1 protein-coding gene is annotated in these 367 nt (G+C 55.0%); it reads left to right on the plus strand.

Annotated elements, in window-relative coordinates:
* A partial coding sequence (locus HFD99_RS25030) for an AMP-binding protein (protein ID WP_167441073.1) occupies positions 1-367 on the plus strand: 367 nt, incomplete at both ends.

Consider the following 367-nt stretch of genomic DNA (forward strand, 5'->3'; position numbering starts at 1 on the left):
TCCTGGAGTATATCGAGCACAGCGGAGCCGCCGGGAAAATGCGGAGTGTACGGCGAGTATTTGCCAGCGGGGAAGCGCTGATGACAGAGCATGTCCGCCGGTTTAACCGTTTGCTGGGGACCGAAGGAGCCACGCTGCACAACCTGTATGGACCGACGGAAGCGACGGTAGAGGTGGCGTATTACGACTGTCCTGCGGAACAGGAACCGGAGAGTATTCCGATCGGGAAGCCGATTGATAACGTGAAATTGTATATTTTGGACCATAAAGACCGATTGCAGCCAATAGGTGTACCGGGCGAGCTGCATATTGGAGGGGACTGCGTAGCCCGAGGATATGTGAATCGGAAAGAACTGACGGAGGAGAA

The organism is Paenibacillus sp. EKM301P (assembly GCF_011800295.1).
Taxonomy (GTDB): domain Bacteria; phylum Bacillota; class Bacilli; order Paenibacillales; family Paenibacillaceae; genus Paenibacillus; species Paenibacillus polymyxa.